The following is a 19,157-nucleotide window of genomic DNA, read 5'->3' as shown; positions in this document are numbered from 1 at the left end:
ACCCGATGACCATCTCCCTCGAACCCGCGTCGAGACCTGGCTCGCGGGCTGCGCGCCTCGCCATGCCGCGCGCCATCGACGCCCTGAAGCAGTTGGCCACCGACCACGGCGTCTGCATCCGCCCGATTGCTCTGCGCCGCACCGATCTTGCCACGGGACAGACGGAACTGATCGACCTGCCGTGCGGCGCCACTCTCGAAGCGAAATGCCCACCATGCGCGAGACGCGCTCGCCACTTCCGGCAAGTGCAAATCCGCGAGGGCTGGCACCGCACCGACGAACCGCTTCCTGCACCGGGCCCCGCAACCGAGGAGCAGCGGGCACTGATCACGCTGCGGGCTCATTTCGAGTATTACCGCGCCGCAGCCGAGCGCGACGCCGAGTGGGACCAGGTTGCTGACCTCGACATGGCCATTCTCGACGTAGAGGGCGCGATCGCCGAGGAAGGTCTGCGCGGCCGGATCAGTCCGCCCCATACGAACGTCGAGGATGACGGCACAGAAGACAGTGACCGTCCTCGGCGTAAGCGGTCGACCCGACGACGTCAGGACGTCCCCGACCTGCCACGCCAGAAGGTGCAGCCACGCACCGTCGGACGTACCTACGTCGGCAGTGACGGCACCACTCACCAGCCCTCCATGTGGTTGACGCTGACCCTCGACAGCTACGGTCCTGTTCACTTCAGCTACGCCGGGCGGCCCTGCGCCTGTCACCGCCAGCACAATCAAGATGATCCGCTGCTCGGCACGCCGGTCAACCCCGCCACCTATGACTACCGGCGCGCCGCCTGGGACGCCGTCCACTTCCCGCGGCTGCTCGACCGCTACTGGCAGAACTTGCGACGCGCGGTCGGCTGGAACGTCCAATACGCCGGATGCGTTGAGCCGCAACGACGCCGTGCACCGCATGCGCACTTCGCCATTCGCGGCACGATCCCACGCAGCATGCTCGAACGCGTCGCCGCCGCTACATATCACCAGGTGTGGTGGCCGGCGGCTGACACACCGAGCTGCGTCCCTCAGTGGGACGGTAAGACCTGGATCGACGCGACCACGAACCTGCCACTATCGACCTGGGGCGAGGCCTTGGACGCGCTCGACGACGACCCCGATAGCGAGCCCGCACACGTGGTCAGGTTCGGACCACAGGTCAAGGCCAAAGGTGTTTCGGCCGGCAGCCGGGACGCGACCCGCACCATCGGCTACATCACCAAATACGTCACGAAGTCCGCGGCCGACTGCCACGAAACCACCAGCGACCCGCAACGTGATCACCTCGACCGGCTCTGGGCCGAACTTCGACGCACGCCCTGCTCGGATCGCTGCGCGAACTGGCTGCTCTACGGCATCCAACCGAAGAAGGCTCACGGCCGGCTACGCCCTGGCCTGTGCAAGGGCAAGGTCCACCAAAAGACCACCCTAGGCATGGGTGGCCGGCGCGTCCTGGTCTCCCGCGACTGGTCCGGCAAAACGCTCGCCGACCACCGAGCAGACGCACACGCCTGGGTGAAGGCACTCCTCGGTGTGAGCGAGGAAGCGGCCACCGCGCAGGGCGCATCGCCTTTCGCCTGGGAGTTAGCCCGGCCTGATGACCGTGACCTTCCGCCGCTACAACACCGGCTTCTGCGCATGGTCAGCCAGCGCATTCAGCGGAGGGGGCAACTCGATGTAGCCCGCCGGCGGGGGAGAGCCGACCCGCCTCGGTCATCCAATCTTCTGGCCAATGCCCAGGGAGAGGCGGCGTGAGCGTGCAGGCGAAGGTGGAACTCGTATTGCTGCGGCCGGAGCAGGCCGCGGAAGCGCTGTCGATGGGGCGAACGGTGGTCTACGGGCTGATGCGCTCGGGCCAACTCCGCTCAGTCAAGGTCGGTGGGCTTCGTCGCATCCCCGCAACCGCCTTGGCGGAATTCGTTCGGCAGCTCGAACAGGAGCAGGCCGCATGAGCGAGGCGAAACGGCCGAGGGCACGTCGCGGGCAAGGCGAGGACTCGATCTATCGCGACGGGGACCGTTGGCGTGGGGCGGTGTCTCTCGGATTCGGGCCGGACGGGAAGCGGCTGCGCAAGAAGGTGTCCGGAGCGACGCGCGACGAGGTCGTGCAGAAGCTTCGCAAGCTACGCGAACAGCTCGATGCGGGCCTCCCACCAGCTGATGACCGCCTGTCGGTCGGTGACTTCTTCGACCGCTGGCTTCTGGTCAACCTGCCTGGACAGGTCGGGCCGTCGACATTGGATGACTACGACGACACGGTCAGATTGCATCTACGGCCGGGCCTCGGCCGGAAGAAGTTGACCAAGCTGACCGTGCGCGAGTGCGACCAACTTTGGCAGGCCAAGCGAGAAGCCGGCTACAGCTCGAACAGCATCCGGATCATGCGCACAGTTTTGCGGAAGGCCCTAGGGCAAGCCGAGAGGGAGGGCTTGGTCTCGCGCAACGTCGCCGCTCTGTCGGCAGCACCCCGCCTCTCCGCGAAGGAGGGCAGAACGCTAACCCTTGACCAGGCTCAGGCGCTCTTGACCGCCGTCCGCGGGGAGCGGAGGGAAGCGCTCGTAACACTCCTGCTGGCGTATGGGATGCGCCGAGGTGAGGCGCTGGGGCTGTACTGGGATCGGCTGAATTGGGACGAGGGGACGCTCCTGGTCACGCACAGCGTCAAGCGCATCAAGACGCACGACGAACGGCCTAACGCTCGTCTTACGAAGCTGGTCGTGAGCGAGCTCAAGACCCGTAAGTCTCGCCGCACCCTGTACCTAACCCCGGAGTTGATCGCGTTGCTTCGCCGGCATCGCGCGGTCCAAGCCGAGGAGAGGGCTGCGGCCGCCGATGCCTGGCAGGATCATGGGCTGATCTTTCCGAGCGAAGTGGGCACGCCGATGGATCCGGACAACTTCTCGCACCGCTTCTCCTCGCTCTGCGAGCGGGCCGGTCTCGGTCACTGGCACCCGCACGAGCTGCGCCACTCGGGCGCCTCGCTGATGCTCGCCCAAGGCACTGAGTTGCACGTGGTCTCAGAGGTGCTCGGGCATACGTCGATTGCCATCACGAAGGATGTCTACGGTCACCTGTTGGAGGCGGGCCGACGATCGGCAGCCGAGCTGATGTCTCGTGCGCTGTTCAGGGCGAGCGGGAGCCAGATTGGCTCCCACAATCCTGGTGGCTCCCAGCGTGGCTCCCGCGGCGCTGCATGAACCGGAAGCCAGATATGAGAAAGGCCCTCCACCTCGCCGTTGTGGCTGGTGGAGGGCCTTTCCTTGCTGGTGCGCCCGAAGGGACTCGAACCCCTAACCTTCTGATCCGTAGTCAGATGCTCTATCCATTGAGCTACGGGCGCTTCACGCTCTCGCGCTTGGTGCTTTGCCAGCATACACACTGGCTCAGACCGCGGAGACTCCGGGATTCGAACCCGGGAGGGGCTTTAAAACCCCAACCGCATTAGCAGTGCGGCGCCATAGACCAGACTAGGCGAAGTCTCCTCGGTGACGCGGGGCCACCGATCCACGAGGATACCGGACGGGCCGAGGGGCGTTCAAACAGGTATGCACCGTGTTGCTCGAGGGGTGACGGGGCGGGTTTGGGGCTAGGCTCGCGAGGCATGGAGGACAACCCGCCCACGCCGCGCCCGCCGCGCCCGCCTCGGCCCTCGTTCAGCACCCCTGAGCAGGCCGAACCTTCCGGGTCGCCGGGGCGGCGGGCGGCGCCTTCGGTGACCTTCCAGCCGCCGGCCGGTGACGCCGCCGGGGCGTCCGCGGGGACCGGGGAGCCGGTCGCTCCCCAGAGCCCGCCCCGGAAGCGCGCGCCGGCGAAGAAGGCGGCGCCGAGGGTCGAGCGCCCGGCGGAGAAGGCGGCGCCGGCGACCGGGGAGGCGCCCGCGAAGGCGACTCCGGCCAAGAAGGCAGTGACGAAGGCCACAAAGCCGGTCAAGAAGTCCTCACCCGCGGCGACGAAGACGACACCAGGCCCGACACCGGAGGCGGCGACGGCGGGCTCGGGGGTGACGAAGGCAACACCGAAGCGGGCGGTGAAGCGGGCCGTCGCCGAGGTGGCGCCGGCCGTTGTCGCTCCGACGATGGAGACGGTTCCGGACGAGCCGGCGCCGATTCTGCCCGCCCAGCGCACCCCGGCCCCCGAGCCGGCCGAGCGGACCGAGGCGTGGGCCCGGCTGCTCGCCGATCCGGGTCACTCTCCCGAGTTGCTCGCGCTGGCGGCCGTCCAGTCGCTGGGCCCGGCCGCCGCCGAGTGGGCGAAGGGCGTGCGGGAGGCCTACCCCACCGCGACGCCGGACGGGATCGCGCGGCTGGCCGTGGAGCGGTTCACCCGGTTCGGCACGGCGAGCAGCGTGTTCGCCGCCGTGGCCGGTTCCTACGCACCTCCCGCCCTGCTCGGCGCGGCTGCGTACACCCAGGCCGAGCTGTGCCTGCACGTGGCGGCGGCGTACGGGCTCGATCCGGCCGACGAGGCCCGCGCGGTCGACCTGCTCGTGCTCAGCCGGGTGCACCCGAGCGCGGAGGACGCGGTGGCGGCGCTCGCCTCGGCACGGGAGTACACGTACGAGAACACGGGCCTGACGGACGCCGCCTGGCGCCTGGGCCGGATGGTCGTCGCGCAGGCCGGCGGCTGGGCTGCCCTGCGACTGGTCAACCGCGTCTTCCCGGGCACGAGCCTGCTCGCCGCGTGTCTCACGAGCCGCGCCGCGGTCCGCACGAGCGCCGCCCGCGCGACGCTCTACTTCAGGAGCCAGTCCAGCCAGTCCGACGGCACGAGCGTGTAGCCGACGAAGGCCACCACATCGAGCAAGGTGTGCGCCACGATCAGCGGCATCACGCGACCCTTGCGCAGGAAGAAGAGCGAGAACACGACGCCCATCACCGCGTTGCCCACGAACGCGCCGAAGCCCTGGTAGAGGTGGTAGGAGCCGCGCAGCACCGAGCTCGCGGCGACCACCCACCAGAGGCGCCAGCCCAGCTGGCGGAGCCGGGTCACCACGTAGCCGACGACGATGACCTCCTCGAGGACGGCGTTCTGGACGGCCGAGAGCACGAGCACCGGCACCGCCCACCAGACCGGCTGCAACGCGGCGGGCACGATCTGGGCGTTGAGGCCGAGCTGCGCGGCGGCGTACACGAGGAGCAGGCCGGGAAGCCCGATGCCGGCGGCGAGTCCGGTGCCCCACCCCAGGTCGGTGGCCGGGCGCCGGAAGTCGATCCCCAGCGTACGGAAGGGGGAGAGCCGGTCGCGATGCAGCAGATAGAGCGCCAGCAGGACCGGGATCAGCGCGAACACGATGTCGAGCAGCTGGTAGGTGAGGTCGAGATAGACGCGCGTCGACCGGGACTGGTTGAGCACCGCCGCCTGGTTGGCGAGTCCGCCGGGGGCGGTGAGCTTCGCCACGAGGGACACGACGGAATAGACCGCGGACTGGCCGAGCGACAGCAGCAGCACGATCGCGAGCTCCCAGCGCAGCTCCGTGCGGGTCGCGGACGGGCGGTCCAGGGTCATCGACACGGAACAACATTAGATCGTCGCACCGGCCGTGCGATGGCGCGGCGGGCGAGGTCCCCATGGTGAGGAGATGGGAGACCTCGGACGCTTGCTCAAGGAGAGCTGGACCCTCGTCGAGGAGCACCAGGACAAGGTCGCGGGCTACTTCTACGCGCGTCTCTTCCTGACCCGGCCCGAGCTGCGCGAGCTGTTTCCCGTACACATGGACGGCCAGCGGGCCCGGCTGCTCCAGGCATTGATCACCTCCGTGCAGACGCTGGAGGACCCGGAGCGCTTCGACGAGTACCTGCGCGGCCTCGGCCGGGACCACCGCAAGTTCCACGTGGAACCGGAGCACTACGAAATCGTCGGCCGGACGCTGATCGAGGCGCTGCGCGAGCACGGCGGCGAGCACTGGTGCGTCGAGTACGACCAGGCGTGGACCGACGCGTACACGAAGATCGCCGAGAAGATGCTGGCCGGCGCCGCGGCGGACACCAACCCGCCCTACTGGTACGCCGAGGTGGTCGCGCACGAACGCCGCGGTCATGACATCGCCGTCTTCACCGTGAAGCCGTTGCAACCGCTCGAGTTCCGCGCCGGCCAGTACCTGAGCCTGGAGTGCTCGCGCATCCAGCCCCGGCTGTGGCGCACCTACTCACCCGCCAACGCGCCCCGGCGGGACAACTCACTGGAGTTCCACGTACGCGCGATCGGCGCCGGCTGGGTCTCGAGCGCGCTGGTGCGCCGCCTCGAGGTGGGCGACATGGTCCGGCTGGCGGCACCCATGGGCACCATGAACCTCGACCGCCGCTCGACCCGGGACGCGGTCTTCGTCGCCGGGGGCACCGGGCTCGCCCCGATCAAGTCGCTGCTGGAGGAGCTGACCCGCTACAACCGGACCCGCTGGGTGCACGTCTTCGTCGGCGCCAAGCACCGCGACGACCTCTACGACCTGCCGGCCCTGAACCGCCTGGCCGCCCGCTACCCGTGGCTGTCGGTGGTGACCGCGTGCAGCGAGGACCCGTCCTTCCCCGGCGAACAGGGCAACATCTCGGACGTCGTCGCCCGTTACGGCCCGTGGAACGAGCACGACTTCTTCGTCTCGGGCTCCGGCGCGATGGTCAAGGCGACCCTCCGGACGCTCGCCGAGCTGCAGGTGCCGCCGGTCCGCATCAAGTACGACAGCTTTACCTAGTATGCCCAGGGCTGTCCGGTCTGCCGGTACTCCTCGACGGGCACGAGCGTCGCGTCCGGGGCCATCCGGTCCACGTACAGGCGGCCCTCCAGGTGGTCGATCTCGTGGCTGACCAGGCGCGCCATGGCCAGCTCGAAGGAGGTGATGACCCGGGTGCCGTCGTAGCGGGCGTGCTCGACGTCGACGCGCAGCGGCCTCGGGACCAGTCCCCGGTAGTCGAAGAACGACAGGCAGCCCTCGTACTGCTCGTCGGTCTCGGCGGACTCGTCGACGACGCGCGGGTTGAGCAGGACCACGGGATCGAAGCCGCGCTCGGGCGGGCGTACCACGATCGCGGCGACCGCCAGGCCGATCTGCGGCGCAGCCAGCCCGACCCCCTTGCTGAAGTCGTGGACGTCCTCGAGCCGGTCGAGGGTGACGCGCAGGGCGGCCACCGCCTCCCGGGCGCCGGACTCCTCGCGGGGCAGCTGGAAGTGCCGGGCGCGCTGCCGCAGCAGGTCGGAGCCGCGCTGCACGATGCCGATCCCGCGCATCCGGTGACTGGCGCGCAGCGAGTGCCCGTTGACGCCGGTCTTGAGGGTCGTGCCGTTGCGCGGGGCACTCTCGCCCCGGAACCGCCACTCGAGGCGGTAGCGGGCGTTGAGCAGCGGCGCGTCCGTGGACCACTCGAAGACGGCGCGCCGGTCGTCGTCTCGGCGCTCCAGGGGCGTACGGACGGGAACCTCCGCCGCGAGCGAGGTCTCCACCCCCCACACCTGGGGCTCGAACTCGACCGGGAAGTCCAGCCGCACGGTCAGGTTGCGCGTGGGCAGCCGGACGGCCCGCTGGAACCACTGCCCCCATTTCTCCTCGCCGACCGTGTACGCGTACTCGATCGTCGTGCGCTGGCCCGGATAGAGCGGGAACTGGCCGTGGTCGTTGGCGAAGAGCAGCCAGACCTCCTTCGCGGCGTCGCGGTCGAGCTTGAGCCGCCAGTGCATCGGCTCGGCGGCCTCGCCCTCGCCGGCGACCGCGCGCAGGTCCATCTCGTCGAAGCTGAGCGGGTGCTGCCGGTGATGCCGGTTGGAGCCCGCCGGATCGTGCGGGTAGCGGTCCACCGCGATCTTGACGAGATAGCGCGTGACCGGCTCGACGCCCGCGTTGTAGAGCGCGCGGCGGATGCGGCAGCGGTAGGCGCCGTTGGTGTAGGTGAGCTCGGCGATCTCCTGCTCGACGATGAGCCCGGTGCCGGGCGGCATCCACTGCACCGGCACGGGCGGGTCGCGGTGGAGCGCCGGGCCGCGGGCGTGCCGCAGCTCGTCGTACTCCTGGAAACGCTGCCAGATCACGCCGCCGGCGGCCAGCACGGCCTCGGCCCGGCGGGCAAAGTCCTCGGTCGGTTTGTGCCGCCGTCCCTCGACGTGGCTGACGTAGGAGGGGTCGAAGCCCATACGGGCGGCGAGCTGCTTCTTTGTCATCCCGCGCTCGACCCGCCATTGCGCAAGCGCCGTCACGAACTGGTCGGCGGCCCTCTCGACAGGCGAGGTGGTCATCACGGATGTCCCCTTTGCGACAGGAATCTCAGTGTCCTGCCTTCCGCTGTCCGCATGGGGGTAGTAGCGCGTTGCCGACAGATCTCTTGACGAACATCCCAACGGGACAACTGTCCGTCAGGTGATCCTGACCAGGGGTATTCGTCCGAAAAAGACCCGTCCGGGTTCGGCCGCGAGGATGGTTAGGCTAGCCTTAGAAGGGTACGGTGGGTTACCGGGACCGACGGTGATCCCGACGCGGACACGGACGGGGTGAGCACGGTGAATCTGCAGCACGCCTGCGGGCACCGGAGAGGCCTGAGCCGGTGACGACGGCCCTCGACCGGTCGCCGTCCGGTCACACTGCGTTCGCCGATGAACCCCTGGCGCCCATCACCGCCACTCTCCGCGCGATGTTCGGCACCTCGACGGCCCTTCCGGGCCTCGCTCCCGATCTTGTGGTGCACGACACTTCTCGATGGATGCCGACCGCGGCCTTCGCGGGCCCCGAGATCGAGAAGCTGCTGGAGATCTCGCAGCGCCGCTGGCAGGCCCAGCCGCATGTGGCCGCCGCGCTGGCGTGGAAGGCCTACACCTATTGGCTGGCGCTTCCGGTCGTCCTCGGCTGGGCCGCCGCCCGCCGGGTGCCGCTGCTCACCGGCTCGCACGCGCTGATGCACTTCGACGACCCGCGCCCGTTGGTCACTCTCGGCATGCACCCCGAGGTGACTGTGGCGGTGCTGCCCTCCGACCCGCTGGCGCTGCGCGGCCTGCCCAACGTGCGGGTCGCGCCGGACGAGGGCGCGCTGCTGGCGGAGCTGCGCCGGTCGCTGCTCGACGAGCACCTGACGCCGATGCTCGACGCGATCCAGTCGCGGGTGCGGCTGGGCGCGCGGCCGCTGCTGGGGTCGCTCGCGTCGGGGGTGGCTTACGCGGTGCTGCGCTCGGCCGACGTGACCGCCGGCTCGTCGGCGGAGAAGATCGCGTCACTGCTGGGTGCGCTCGGCGTGGCGGATCTGATCGAGCTGGTGCCCGGCCGCACCGGCGAGCTGGATGTGCAGCGCAAGACGTGCTGCCTGGCTTTCACGCTGCCCAAGCCCAAGGTGTGCGTGGGCTGCTGCATCAAACAAGCCTAAGATCAAGAGCTGCATGTCGTAGCGATGGGGCGGGATAGCCTTCAGTCCGGTTCGGGTGGAGGGCGGGGCGGTTGGACGGGGGTACAGACCGCTGCTCACGCCGAGGTGCCCGGCGCGACTCCGCTGGCCGCTGACGCGTCCAGAACGCGAAGCCTCACCGGGCCACGTGCGTGATCCAAGACCCCGAAAAACCAAAACCCGAGGTCAGGGCGCGGCGCTGAGGGTGGCGGCCGGGTTGTCGACCAGCTCGCGGACGTTCCAGACCCAGGCGCCGCCGGTCCAGGTCGGCTGGAAGCCCAGGAGGTCCGTCATCGCCCGCAGCATCTCGATGTCGCGGACCTGCGGGGTCAGCACGACGACGCCGGCCTTCCAGTAGCGCAGGTCGGCGAGGGTCATCTCGCGCCGGGTGTCGGTGATCTCGGGCGTCGGGTTGCCCTGCTTGATCGAGGCGAAGAGCCCGCTGGTCGGCCGCCACGCCGGGGCGAAGACCGCGGACCGGTCGTCCGGGTCGAGCGGGTTCTGGCTCGGCAGCAACGCGTAGCCGCTGACGATCCGCAGGTCCTGCCCGGTGTAGGCGCTCCAGCGCATCGGGTCGGGGTAGGAGCTGTCGGGCAGCGGCAGGGCGACCATGGTGTGGTTGTCGTCCACGTACTGCTTCCAGGTGCCCGCGGTGATGAACTCCGGCACCGGGTCCATCTGCACCGTGTGCAGCGGAGTGGGCGTCAGCGGCACGAGCGCCATGGCGACGGCGGTCATCATGGCGATGCGCACCGGGCCGCGGGTAGCCGTCTGGTCCCGCATCAGCTCCGAGGCCTTCTGACAGCCGAGGGCCAGGACGAAGGCGACGACCGGGGCGATGGCCATGGCCCAGCGGGTGGGCACCGCCGAGTTGAGCACCGGCACGCTGTGCAGCAGCGACCACGGTCCGGCGATGCCGGTGCTCACGCCGTTGAGCGTGATGGTCGGGCCGAGCGACATGGCGCCGAAGAAGATCGCGAGGCCGGCCAGCGTCAGCACCGCGGCGCGGCGGCGCATCCACACGACCAGGCCGAGGAAGAGAATGACCAGGCCCCAGCCGAAGAACGCGTTCTGCTCGGCGGCGTTCTGGGCGAGGCGGCTCGCGGTGAGCGTGTTGCCGGCGATGGACTGCTGCGCGTACGCGGTGAAGGAGCCGAGGTCCGCCCCGAAGTAGCGGACGAACTCGGGCAGCCCGTGATAGCTCTGCGGCCCGAAGAACTGCACGCTCAACGGGTAGGCGAGCGCGGCGAGGGCGGCGCCGGCCGCGATGCCGAGCCCCTTGAGGAAGGCGACGATCTCGCCCGGCTCGCGGCGCCGGCGGACGACCGCCATGACGACGCAGAAGATGCCGAGGCCGACCGCGGTCATGAAGAGGATCTCGAGGTTGATGAACGCCTGCCAGACCAGGAGGCCGGCGAGGATCAGCCCGGTGCGCACCGCGTGGCCGCGGCGGCGCAGCTCCAGCGTCCGCCAGATGATCAGCGGCACGAGGAACTGGGAGACGATGTTGGGGTGGCCGCCGGCGTGCGACACCATGCTCGGCGCGAAAGTCGCGAACAGGGCGCCGACCCAGGCCGCCAGCCGGCTGGTCACGAACTGCCGGGAGAGCACCAAATACCACGAGATGCCGGTGCTTGCCAACGCGAGAGTGAGAAACGCGTTGAACGACACATGCGGACCGAACAACACAGTGACGGGCGTCAACGGCAGGGAAACGGCCAGCACCGAGGTGTTGGCCATCATGTTCACCCCATCGGGGTAATTCATGCGATCCGAGAAGAACGGATAAACGCCATCCGTAACTACTCGCGCACCGTGCGCCAGCATCCACTCGAAGAATGCCTGATCCTGCGGATCATCGCGCAACTCATGATCAAGATTGAGCCACAACGGCGCCGTCAGGAACAGTGCTACCGCAATGAAGGTGGCAATCGCGAGCGCATCTCGCCAGGTGAGAGTGCGCCACCACCGCAACCGCGGCGCGGCGGCGGGCTCGGCGAGCGGCTCGGCGGGCGCCGGCGACTCATCGACGGGTATGACTGAGACCGACGCGAGCGAGACATCGCTTTCCAGCGCGGCCAGCTCCGCATCCAGGTCTTCGGCGGCGGCCCCGCGCTTCGGCGACTGGCCTGTCGAGTCAATACCCGTAATCGTCATAGCAACGGCGAGCCTAACCGAGGTTGGTAACAGAGCAGTGACGGGCGGGCGAGGCGTGACCGACCCGATATGGATCCGCTTTTACCGGGACGCCGCACGCGTCGTGCATGATGGGTAGAGAAGTTGGGTACACCGAGGGGCAATGTCTCAATCAGGCAAAAATGAAGCGGTTGCCCCCCGCTCAACTTTCGGTTGAGCGCGCCGGATGGTTAACTCGTCCGGTCCCGCTGTCAGCTCGGATCGGCAAGACGAGGGAACCACACTTATGGCAGACATCACTGGTGACCAGAGGGTCCAGTCCGAAGTGCTCGAAGGCCTCGCCACGGCCGTGAACCACCGCCGCTGGTTCGTCGAGCTCGCGATCCCCTACCTGGGGGAGAACCCGATCGAGATCGGCAGCGGTCTCGGTGACTACGCCCTGGCCTGGGCGGAGCACGTCCCGCACTTCACCGCCACCGAGGCGGACCCGGACCGGCTGGTGCAGCTCAAGGAGCGCCTGGCCGACCACCCGAAGATCGACGTCCGGCAGATGCTCCTGCCGGCGCCCGACGCGGCCGGCGAATACAGCGCCGCCGTGTCCTACAACGTGCTCGAGCACATCGAGGACCACGTGGGCGCCCTGCGCAGCATGGCCGAGCTCGTCCGCCCGGGCGGCCGGATCATCCTCATCGTCCCGGCCTTCATGTTCGCCATGAGCCACGTGGACATCGCGACGGGCCACATCCGCCGCTACACGAAGAAGACGATGCGCGCCGCGATGACCGAGGCCGGCCTCACCATCGAGAAGCTGCACTACGCGAACGCCCTGGGCCTCATCGGCTACTACGGCGCGACCAGCATCTTCAAGCTCGCCCCCAAGGAGGGCGGCATGGTGAGCTTCTACGACAAGCTCGTCCTCCCGGTCACCAAGGCCGCCGAGACGATCATGAAGCCGCCGTTCGGCCAGTCGGTCTTCGTCGTCGCGAAGGTCCCCGGCTGACCCGTCGCCGCCCGGCCTGCCCGGCAGTGGTCGTCACGCTCGCCTGATCGGCAGCGTCGCCGCCGCCCGGTTGATCGGCAGCGGTCGCCGCCGGCGGGCTTGATCGGCAGCGGTCGCCACGGCCCGCGCCACGGCCCGCGCCGCGGCTCGCTTCGGTGATGCACCACCCGGACCTGCTCCGGTGGCAAGGACCCCGCACCGCGGCTCGCGCCCCCGCGGTGACGAGGAGTGTGTAGTGAGTAGCGCGAAGCCCGCCGGTTCCGCCGGCGGGCTTCGTCGTTCCCGGCGCGTTGCCGGCACGTTCTTCCCGGCGCGTTGCCGGCACATCTGGCGACCGCGCGCGTCGACCGGCTCGCGGTCGATGCCGGTCAGCTCGTGGGCGCGGCCGGCACGTTGTCGCCCCGCGCCACCCGGCCTGCGGTTGCGCCGGTCCGCTTCGGGCCGCGCGCCGGCCAGCTCGCGCTCGCTCGCGAGCATCGCGGGCTCGCTCGCGGCGCTTGCTGGCCCCGCAAGGCCGGATTGTCCCGGTTTCCGAGCGAGCGCGTCACCACGGTGATCCGGCGACGCCGCGCGGTCCCGGAGAGTGCGCCGGCTCAGCCCTTGATCTGGTACGTCGGCCGGATCGTCGCGCGCGCCAGCGTGTGGAACGCGAGGTTGAAGCCGACGTAGGCCGGAGTCGCGCCCTCACCGACCTCCAGCCGGTCGACGTCGATGGCGTGCACCGCGAAGACGTACCGGTGGGGGCGGTCTCCGGGCGGCGGGGCGGCACCGCCGTACCCGCTGTCGCCGTAGTCCGACCGGATGCTGAAGGCGCCGTCCGGCAGCGGGTCGGCGCCGCGCGGCAGCTCGGTGACCGATGCCGGCAGGTTGACCACCACCCAGTGCCAGAAGCCGCTGCCCGTCGGGGCGTCCGGGTCGAAGCAGGTCACCACGAAGCCCCGGGTCTCGGCGGGGAAGCCGGACCAGGCGAGCTGCGGGGACAGGTTCTTGCCGCCGACGCTGGTGTGCACGTACAGCTCGTCGAGCTGCTGGCCGTCGGTCACATCCGTGCTGGTGACCGTGAACTCGGGCACCGCCGGCAGGAGGTCGTAGGGATCCGGTGCCGTGGGACGCTCCAGGCTCATGCGTTCAGCCCTCCTCGACTGATGGTTCGGTCCGGACCAGTTGCCCTGGTCGAGCCGAGACTAACCAGCCGAGATGTCGGGCGCCTTTCGGAGCGGCAACACCCGCGCGGGAAAACGCACAGCTGGTGCGCGGCCCGGGGCTTGCGCCGGGAGATAGTCATGTCAGACATCCGACCGGGTTCGTGCGGCAGAGATCCCCGTGCCCGGTGGTGACAGGTTCGTCCAGCGCCGGACGACCGGCAAGTCGGCACCCGCCTCCGGGCGGGTGCCGACTGCCGTATCCGGACCTTTCTCCGGGCGCCGCGAGGTGACCTCAGAAGCGCTCGATGTGCAGGCCCCGGTAGAGCTTGCGGTAGACCACCCCGGTACGCGAGTTCCCGGCGTCGATCATCATCCCCCCGCCCATGTAGATCCCCACGTGTCCCGGACCGACGACCAGGTCGCCCGGGCGGGCCGCGGAGCGCGAGACCATCCGGGCCCGGGCAGCCTGCGCACCCGAGGAGTGCGGCAGCTGCAGACCCACGAGCCGGTACGCCGACTTGGTGAAGCCCGAGCAGTCGAACGAGTTGGGCCCCGAGGCGCCGGCCGAGTACCGCTTGCCGACCTGGGAACGGGCGAACGCCAGGACCGCGCTCATCCCCGTGGGCTGCCGGCGCGGAACCGCACGTGTGCGCACTGTCACTTTTCGCTGCGGGGCGACGACCGTACGCCTGGTCAGAACGCGCCGGGACGGGACCGCGGCACGGCGTTTCGCGGCGGCCACCAGGGCGGCTCTACGTTCGGCCAGCCGGGCGGCCCGCTGCTCGACAATTGCGCGCAAAGTCGCGGACTGCTGATTTTCCTGGGGCCCGGGCGCCGCTTGCCGGGCTTCGGCGCGGGACTCTTCCGCACGCCGTACCGCCAGCACTTGACGCTGAGCCGCACGCAGCGCGGCGGCGGCAGGTTGCCGGACCGCCCGCCGGACCGCGGCTCGTGACGCGGGTCGCTCCTCCCGAAGCGATAAAAGTGGTTCGACCGTGCCGACCTGGGGTAATTCGATGGTGTCGGCAGCGTGGGTCGGGGGGATCTGCGCCTCAGCGGGAGAGGCGACGGGCTCGAGGGCCGGGACACCGACGGCCAGCGCGAGAACGCCGGCGGCCAGCACACGGCCGGAGGACGGACGGGACAGCGAAGCCTCCGAGTTCGGCCCGGGGCACTCACGCGAATCCCATTCGCGGCGGACCACATCGGCCGCCGCAGTTGTCAGCCGTTGACCGCCGACAATGGGAACCCGGGCAAATTGGGTTATTCCGTCGACCATGCCAACACATGTTCGCTCCTTGATAAGGCGGAACACGCAAAATCATCCCGGTGTCGCCGACGATTTCGAGATCGTCCCCGGGCGGCGCGAGTCGTCGTTCGCGCGCCCGCGCGTACCCCGTTCTCGCAGGTGGAAACACTTTGCCGGGGTATCGACCGGGTGATGTGACCGCCGCCCGTGGCGAAGAACACGCGGCGGCCCGGCGACCCCGGAGCACACTGGGGCGATGGAGCGCGTCGACCTCGGTGAGGTGCCCTACGACGAGGGCTTGCGGAGCATGGCGGGCTGGGTGGCGGAGCGGCAGGCGGGGCGGGCTCCGGACCGGCTGTTCCTGCTGAGCCATCCGCCGATCATCACGTACGGGCACACGACGCCCGCCTCGGATCTGCCCGCCGATCTCGCCCGCATCCCCGCCGTGCGCACCGACCGGGGCGGCCACGCGACCTATCACGGCCCCGGGCAGCTGATCGGCTATCTGGTGCTCAACCTCCGCGAGCGCGGCCCCGGCGACGTCATCCGGTGGCTGGAGACGACCCTGATCGCCGCGCTGGCCGACCTCGGCTTCGCCACCGTGCGCCGCGACACGCCGAAGGGATCGCCCAGTCTGGTCGGCGTGTGGACACCGGACGGGGAGAAGCTCGTCTCGATCGGCATGCGCATCCGCGGCGGCGTGACCAGCCACGGCTTCGCGCTCAACATCGACCCCGACCTGTCCGTCTTCGACACGTTCGTCGCCTGTGGCCTCGACGACGTCCGGATGACCTCCCTGCGCCGCCTGTCCGAGCGCCAGGGCGTGCCGCTGCCGCCCGACCCCGAGATCCGCGACACCCTCGCCCGCCACCTCACGAAGGCCTGGTAGGGCACGCGTCGTCGGCACCTCGGCGCGCGCGGGCAACCGGCCGCCGCCGAGACACGTGCCGGTTTCGTCGGCGCCACAACGCGTCGACGGCACGACCTCCCGGACCCTCGCGGCACCTCGCCCGCCATCTAACGCGCAGCTGCGCTGGACCGATCCGCGGGCAACCGCACCCCCACCGGCAGCGCCCGCATCCGATCGCCGTCGCGGCGGCCGTGCTCAAGAATGCGCGGCCGGAGGCGCCTCGGTGGCTGCGCGGCCGGAGGCGCCTCGGTGGCCGCGCGGCAGGAGGCGCCTCGGTGGCCGCCCACGCGGTCAGCCGGCGTGCGAAGGCCTGATGGTCCGTCATCTCACGCAAGCCTGGGAGGGCTCCCTTGTGGCGCACTGGCCGGCGAGCCCGGGCTCAACGGCTCGCCAGCACGCTCTCGAACTCGGGCCGATTCGGACCCAGCACGGCGAAGACCACCCGCTCGAACGGCCGCTCCCGCAGCGCCTCGGCGAAGGCCCGCGCGACCACCACCGGGTCGTTGCCGAACACGCCGCAGCCCCACGCCCCGAGCACGATCCGCCGATGCCCGTGCGCCGCCGCCACCTCGAGCACCCGGCCCGCCCGCCGGCGCAGGATCTCGGGCACCGACCCGGCCAGGTGCGGCTGGTTGCGCCGGATCGCCCCGAGATTGGGCGCGGCCGCGGTGAGGAAGGACACCGGGTAGGGCTCCGGCAGCAGCTCGCCCCGGTCGTCCCGGAACACGGGTACGCCCGGCGAGTAGATGACCCGATCGGAGTACGTCAGCTCCGGGTGCCCCCGGTGGAACTCGTAGAACTCGCGCGCCGCCAGCAGGCACGGGTAGAGCGCCGAGCTGCGCGCGATGCTCTCCTCCTGCGCCTGAGCCCCGTTCAGGAACCCGCCGCCGGGGTTGCGCGCCGACGCGAAGACGAGCGCCGCCACGTCGCCGCCGACCCGCCGCGCAGCCGCCACAGTGGACTCGCCGGTCACCTCGACCGCGGTGGGCCCGTCGTAGCCGGTCGGGGACAGCGCGTCCGCCGGCTCGTACAACCGGGTGCCGGCAACGGCGCTCGCCGCGTCGATCGGCATCTCCACGCCGGCTGGACCCCGGTAGGACCCGCGCTCGGCGATCTCCACGGCCTCCCGGGCCATGGCCTTCAGTCTGCTGCTCATGATGCGCCCATGATGGCCCGGGCGCGGCGCCTCGGTCACCGGATATTCAGCTGAGCGTGAGAGCGGAGGGCGTGGGATTCGAACCCACGATGAGTTTCCCCATACCGGTTTTCAAGACCGGCGCCATCGGCCACTAGGCGAGCCCTCCCGGGAACTGCGGCGGGACTCAGTCTGCCAGATCGGCTCCGGACCGGCCGCAGGAGACGGCGCCCGACCCTTTTTTCACCCTATGAAACAGCCGACCGAGCTGCTGAAACATCGCATCGTCGCAGGTCAGGCCGGTTGACGCTGAATCGACCGCTGTGATTAGTTCGGGTTCTTACCTGTCAGACCGGGGCCCCCACCCCGGCCGGAAGGGAGTCCCCATGCTCAGACGGTCCCTCCTCGCCCTCGCCCTCGTGACGGGGGTGACGCTCGTCGGTACGCCACCGGCGCTCGCCGCCAACGAACAGGTGCAGGTGTATCTGACGACGACGAGTGACGGCGGTGGCCGTACCGTCTCGCGGGGTCTGCAGCAGCAGACGCCGATCAACTTCGCCGCGTCCACGGGCGGGGCGAACCAGACGATCACCGTCAACGAGAACACGACCTATCAGCAGTTCGAGGGCGCGGGAGCGTCCTTCACGGACACCGCCGCGTTCGGCATCCGGGGCAGCGGGGCGCTGTCGGCGGCCACCCAGAACGAGGTCATGACGAAGCTGTTCAGCCCGTCGGCCGGGATCGGGGTCAGCGCGCTGCGCAACGTCATCGGGTCGTCCGACCTGGCACAGAACAGCTACTCGTACGACACGACCTGCTGCGACCTCAACGACTTCTCGCTGAGCCGGGACGCCGATGTCATGGCGCTCACAAAGCAGGCGATCGCCCTCAACCCGTCCGCCTTCGTCATGGCCTCGCCGTGGTCGGCGCCGCCGTGGATGAAGGACAACAACGCGTACAGCCAGGGGTACCTGCAGTCGCAGTACTACGGGACCTACGCGCAGTACTTCGTGAAGTACATCCAGGGGTACCAGGCCCAGGGCGTGCCGATCCGGTACGTGACCGAGCAGAACGAGCCGACCTGCTGCGCCGGCTACCCGTCGATGCAGTGGAACGCCTCGGGACTCCAGTACTTCGCCAAGACGAACCTGCTGCCGGCGTTGCAGGGCGCGGGCCTCAACACCAAGCTGCTCATCGGCGACTGGAACTTCGACACGTACGACACGTGGGTCGCGCCGCTGCTCAACGACACGGCGATCCGCAACCACCCGAACTTCGGCGGCGTCGCGTGGCACGACTACGGCGGCAGCCCGAGCGTCGCGACCAATGTCCACAACCAGTTCCCGAACGTGAACATGTACATGACCGAGCACTCGGGCGGCACGTGGGTCGGCAACCAGCACGCCGAGGACATGGGCGACCTGATCGAGTACTTCCGCAACTGGGGCCGCAGCTGGACCAAGTGGTCGCTGGCGGTCGACGAGAGCATGGGACCGCACAACGGCGGCTGCGGCACCTGCACGGGCCTGATCACCGTGCACCGCAACGACGCCCGGCGCGGACAGGTGGACTACACGATCGAGTACTACACGATGGGACACCTGACCAAGTTCGTACGGCCCGGGGCCGTGCGCATCGACTCGAGCGCCAACGGCACGGTGCCGAACGTCGCGTTCCGCAACACCGACGGCTCGAAGGCGCTGATCGCGTACAACACCAGCGGCAGCACGCAGAGCGTCAAGGTCAACTGGGGCGGGCAGTCGTTCGTCTCCAGCCTCCCGGCGCAGACCTCGGCGACCTTCACCTGGTCGGGCACCCAGTCCGGCGGCGGAAGCAGCACCGGCAGCGCGATCCGCAGCGACACCGGCAAGTGCCTCGACGTGACCGACGGCTCGACCGCCAACGGCAATCTGCCGCAGATGTGGACCTGCACCTCGGGCCCCAACCAGACGTGGACCCGCGGCGCGAACGGCACGGTGCAGGCCCTCGGCAAGTGCCTCGACGTCAAGGACAACGGTACGGCCGACGGCTCGGTGGTCCAGCTGTGGGACTGCTTCGGCGGTACGAACCAGCAGTGGACCCTGACGGCCGGCCGTGACCTGGTCAACGCGGCGTCCGGCAAGTGCCTCGACATCGTCGGCAACAGCACCGCCGACGGCGCCAAACTGCAGATCTGGACATGTACGGGCGGCGCGAACCAGAAGTGGAGTTAGCCAGTTTTCTGTCGTACCCCCGGGGCAAGC

General features: G+C 69.7%; 16 protein-coding genes and 3 tRNA genes. 10 read left to right on the top strand and 9 right to left on the bottom strand.

The window, feature by feature from the left end; all coding sequences use genetic code 11:
• Positions 1 to 5: 5 nt before the first annotated feature.
• From RBH18_RS05970 to RBH18_RS05960, 3 genes are read left to right on the top strand one after another with little or no spacing between them, the layout of a single operon-like run.
• Positions 6 to 1,745: a replication initiator gene (locus RBH18_RS05970; RefSeq protein ID WP_306204931.1), complete on the top strand. Its 1,740-nt coding sequence runs from the start codon at positions 6 to 8 to the stop codon at positions 1,743 to 1,745.
• On the top strand, positions 1,742 to 1,942 hold the full coding sequence (locus RBH18_RS05965) for a helix-turn-helix domain-containing protein (protein ID WP_306204922.1): 201 nt from the start codon (positions 1,742 to 1,744) through the stop codon (positions 1,940 to 1,942). The genes RBH18_RS05970 and RBH18_RS05965 overlap by 4 nt, the downstream gene beginning before the upstream one ends.
• Positions 1,939 to 3,186, top strand: a complete 1,248-nt coding sequence (locus RBH18_RS05960) for a tyrosine-type recombinase/integrase (protein ID WP_306204921.1) — start codon at positions 1,939 to 1,941, stop codon at positions 3,184 to 3,186. The genes RBH18_RS05965 and RBH18_RS05960 overlap by 4 nt, the downstream gene beginning before the upstream one ends.
• Before the next feature lie 67 nt (positions 3,187 to 3,253).
• Here the strand turns inward: RBH18_RS05960 and RBH18_RS05955 are convergent.
• Both RBH18_RS05955 and RBH18_RS05950 read right to left on the bottom strand, forming a co-directional pair.
• Positions 3,254 to 3,329: transfer RNA gene (locus RBH18_RS05955), tRNA-Arg, on the bottom strand.
• 51 nt (positions 3,330 to 3,380) lie between these two features.
• Positions 3,381 to 3,471, bottom strand: a tRNA-Ser gene (locus RBH18_RS05950).
• A 119-nt stretch (positions 3,472 to 3,590) separates the two neighbouring features.
• Here RBH18_RS05950 and RBH18_RS05945 point away from each other — a divergent pair.
• Entirely contained in the window at positions 3,591 to 4,766 is a 1,176-nt protein-coding gene (locus tag RBH18_RS05945) for a hypothetical protein (protein ID WP_306204920.1), read from the top strand.
• Here RBH18_RS05945 and RBH18_RS05940 read toward each other — a convergent pair.
• On the bottom strand, positions 4,721 to 5,500 hold the full coding sequence (locus tag RBH18_RS05940) for a CPBP family intramembrane glutamic endopeptidase (protein WP_306204919.1): 780 nt from the start codon (positions 5,498 to 5,500) through the stop codon (positions 4,721 to 4,723). The genes RBH18_RS05945 and RBH18_RS05940 overlap by 46 nt on opposite strands.
• A gap of 67 nt (positions 5,501 to 5,567) precedes the next feature.
• Here RBH18_RS05940 and RBH18_RS05935 point away from each other — a divergent pair, with 67 nt between their 5' ends.
• Complete coding sequence (locus RBH18_RS05935) at positions 5,568 to 6,674, top strand: globin domain-containing protein (RefSeq protein WP_306204918.1); 1,107 nt, start codon at positions 5,568 to 5,570, stop codon at positions 6,672 to 6,674.
• Here the strand turns inward: RBH18_RS05935 and RBH18_RS05930 are convergent.
• Entirely contained in the window at positions 6,671 to 8,206 is a 1,536-nt protein-coding gene (locus RBH18_RS05930) for a peptide deformylase (protein ID WP_306204917.1), read from the bottom strand. The genes RBH18_RS05935 and RBH18_RS05930 overlap by 4 nt on opposite strands.
• A 392-nt stretch (positions 8,207 to 8,598) precedes the next feature.
• Here RBH18_RS05930 and RBH18_RS05925 point away from each other — a divergent pair, with 392 nt between their 5' ends.
• On the top strand, positions 8,599 to 9,321 hold the full coding sequence (locus RBH18_RS05925; protein WP_306204916.1) for a hypothetical protein: 723 nt from the start codon (positions 8,599 to 8,601) through the stop codon (positions 9,319 to 9,321).
• Positions 9,322 to 9,525: 204 nt separating this feature from the next.
• Here the strand turns inward: RBH18_RS05925 and RBH18_RS05920 are convergent, their stop codons facing one another.
• On the bottom strand, positions 9,526 to 11,106 hold the full coding sequence (locus RBH18_RS05920; protein WP_306204915.1) for a hypothetical protein: 1,581 nt from the start codon (positions 11,104 to 11,106) through the stop codon (positions 9,526 to 9,528).
• Positions 11,107 to 11,154: 48 nt separating this feature from the next.
• Here RBH18_RS05920 and RBH18_RS05915 point away from each other — a divergent pair, with 48 nt between their 5' ends.
• Entirely contained in the window at positions 11,155 to 11,382 is a 228-nt protein-coding gene (locus RBH18_RS05915; RefSeq protein WP_306204914.1) for a hypothetical protein, read from the top strand.
• 379 nt (positions 11,383 to 11,761) lie between these two features.
• A complete protein-coding gene (locus RBH18_RS05910) occupies positions 11,762 to 12,475 on the top strand; it encodes a class I SAM-dependent methyltransferase (RefSeq protein ID WP_306204913.1) in 714 nt (237 codons plus the stop codon).
• Between the two features lie 593 nt (positions 12,476 to 13,068).
• Here RBH18_RS05910 and RBH18_RS05905 read toward each other — a convergent pair.
• On the bottom strand, positions 13,069 to 13,599 hold the full coding sequence (locus RBH18_RS05905; protein WP_306204912.1) for a YbhB/YbcL family Raf kinase inhibitor-like protein: 531 nt from the start codon (positions 13,597 to 13,599) through the stop codon (positions 13,069 to 13,071).
• 313 nt (positions 13,600 to 13,912) lie between these two features.
• The gene (locus tag RBH18_RS05900; protein WP_306204911.1) at positions 13,913 to 14,236 is read right to left on the bottom strand and encodes a C40 family peptidase; all 324 of its coding nucleotides are present in this window, start codon (positions 14,234 to 14,236) and stop codon (positions 13,913 to 13,915) included.
• Positions 14,237 to 15,125: 889 nt separating this feature from the next.
• On the opposite strand from RBH18_RS05900, the gene lipB reads away from it, so the two are divergent.
• On the top strand, positions 15,126 to 15,758 hold the full coding sequence (gene lipB, locus RBH18_RS05895) for a lipoyl(octanoyl) transferase LipB (protein ID WP_306204910.1): 633 nt from the start codon (positions 15,126 to 15,128) through the stop codon (positions 15,756 to 15,758).
• A gap of 400 nt (positions 15,759 to 16,158) precedes the next feature.
• Here lipB and RBH18_RS05890 read toward each other — a convergent pair whose 3' ends face one another.
• Both RBH18_RS05890 and RBH18_RS05885 read right to left on the bottom strand, forming a co-directional pair.
• A complete protein-coding gene (locus RBH18_RS05890) occupies positions 16,159 to 16,935 on the bottom strand; it encodes a TIGR02452 family protein (RefSeq protein ID WP_306204909.1) in 777 nt (258 codons plus the stop codon).
• A 63-nt stretch (positions 16,936 to 16,998) separates the two neighbouring features.
• Positions 16,999 to 17,083: transfer RNA gene (locus tag RBH18_RS05885), tRNA-Ser, on the bottom strand.
• 217 nt (positions 17,084 to 17,300) lie between these two features.
• Here RBH18_RS05885 and RBH18_RS05880 point away from each other — a divergent pair.
• Entirely contained in the window at positions 17,301 to 19,127 is a 1,827-nt protein-coding gene (locus RBH18_RS05880) for a ricin-type beta-trefoil lectin domain protein (RefSeq protein WP_306204908.1), read from the top strand.
• The last annotated feature ends 30 nt before the right edge of the window (positions 19,128 to 19,157 follow it).

The sequence above is a fragment of the Actinoplanes oryzae genome, assembly GCF_030757795.1.
Taxonomy (GTDB): Bacteria; Actinomycetota; Actinomycetes; order Mycobacteriales; family Micromonosporaceae; genus Actinoplanes.
Note: the sequence above shows the minus strand (reverse complement) of the source record. Positions and strands in the feature narration are given on the sequence as shown.

Excerpts from the sequence above, each read along its gene's own strand:
- RBH18_RS05920 (WP_306204915.1), bottom strand. The coding sequence starts at position 11,106 with ATGAATTACCCCGATGGGGTGAACATGATGGCCAACACCTCGGTGCTG.
- RBH18_RS05880 (WP_306204908.1), top strand. The coding sequence starts at position 17,301 with ATGCTCAGACGGTCCCTCCTCGCCCTCGCCCTCGTGACGGGGGTGACG.
- RBH18_RS05970 (WP_306204931.1), top strand. The coding sequence starts at position 6 with ATGACCATCTCCCTCGAACCCGCGTCGAGACCTGGCTCGCGGGCTGCG.
- RBH18_RS05935 (WP_306204918.1), top strand. The coding sequence starts at position 5,568 with ATGGGAGACCTCGGACGCTTGCTCAAGGAGAGCTGGACCCTCGTCGAG.
- RBH18_RS05960 (WP_306204921.1), top strand. The coding sequence starts at position 1,939 with ATGAGCGAGGCGAAACGGCCGAGGGCACGTCGCGGGCAAGGCGAGGAC.
- RBH18_RS05930 (WP_306204917.1), bottom strand. The coding sequence starts at position 8,206 with ATGACCACCTCGCCTGTCGAGAGGGCCGCCGACCAGTTCGTGACGGCG.
- RBH18_RS05905 (WP_306204912.1), bottom strand. The coding sequence starts at position 13,599 with ATGAGCCTGGAGCGTCCCACGGCACCGGATCCCTACGACCTCCTGCCG.
- RBH18_RS05900 (WP_306204911.1), bottom strand. The coding sequence starts at position 14,236 with ATGAGCGCGGTCCTGGCGTTCGCCCGTTCCCAGGTCGGCAAGCGGTAC.
- RBH18_RS05945 (WP_306204920.1), top strand. The coding sequence starts at position 3,591 with ATGGAGGACAACCCGCCCACGCCGCGCCCGCCGCGCCCGCCTCGGCCC.
- RBH18_RS05925 (WP_306204916.1), top strand. The coding sequence starts at position 8,599 with ATGTTCGGCACCTCGACGGCCCTTCCGGGCCTCGCTCCCGATCTTGTG.
- RBH18_RS05910 (WP_306204913.1), top strand. The coding sequence starts at position 11,762 with ATGGCAGACATCACTGGTGACCAGAGGGTCCAGTCCGAAGTGCTCGAA.
- RBH18_RS05890 (WP_306204909.1), bottom strand. The coding sequence starts at position 16,935 with ATGAGCAGCAGACTGAAGGCCATGGCCCGGGAGGCCGTGGAGATCGCC.
- lipB (WP_306204910.1), top strand. The coding sequence starts at position 15,126 with ATGGAGCGCGTCGACCTCGGTGAGGTGCCCTACGACGAGGGCTTGCGG.